We start from the raw sequence: 689 nt of genomic DNA, 5'->3' as shown, positions 1-689 counted from the left end.
GAGTACGCGACGGACCTGTTCGACCGGGGCAGCGTCGAGGTGCTGGTGGACCGGTTCGTGCGGGTGTTGCGTCAGGTGGTGGCCGACCCGGGGTGCCGGGTGGGTGCGGTGGAGGTGCTGGCGGAGCGTGAGCGTGACTGGCTGCTGCATGAGGTGAACGACACCGCTGTGCCGGTGCCCGAGGTGTCGCTCGCGGCTTTGGTGGAGGGTCGGGTGGCTGCGGATCCGGACGCGTTGGCCGTGGTGTGTGGTGATGTCGCCTGGACGTACGGTGAGCTGAACGCGCGGGCCAATCGGCTGGCGCGGGAGCTGGTGCGTCGTGGGGCGGGTCCGGAGTCCTTGGTGGGTCTGGCCCTGCCGCGTTCGGCCGAGCTGGTCGTCGGGTTGCTGGGCATCTTGAAGTCGGGGGCGGGGTATCTGCCGATCGATCCGCGCTATCCCAGCCGGCGGCTCGACTTCGTCCTGTCCGAGGCTCGTCCGGCATGGGTCCTGACCGATGCCGTGACCGCTGATGTGCTGCCCGGGGGGCAGGTGCCGAGGCTGCTCCTGGACGATTTGGATCTGACGCGGGGCGAGGGCGCGGATCTGACCGACGCGGAGCGTTCGGCGGCCCTGCGTCCGGACAACGTGGCGTACGTGATGTACACCTCCGGCTCCACCGGAACCCCCAAGGGCGTGACCATCACCCA

At 69.8% G+C, this 689-nt stretch carries 1 protein-coding gene; it reads left to right on the top strand.

The genetic code is table 11. The features are described 5' to 3' along the window. Positions 1 to 45 precede the first annotated feature (45 nt). Positions 46 to 689, top strand: a 644-nt coding sequence (locus tag IG99_RS43495; RefSeq protein WP_158973393.1) for an AMP-binding protein, incomplete at its 3' end; no start/stop codon positions are given.

The sequence above is a fragment of the Streptomyces griseus subsp. griseus genome (assembly GCF_000720255.1).
GTDB classification, from domain to species: Bacteria; Actinomycetota; Actinomycetes; order Streptomycetales; family Streptomycetaceae; genus Streptomyces; species Streptomyces griseus_I.
The sequence above is the reverse complement of the archived record's forward strand: the minus strand, read 5'-3'. Positions and strand labels throughout refer to the sequence as shown.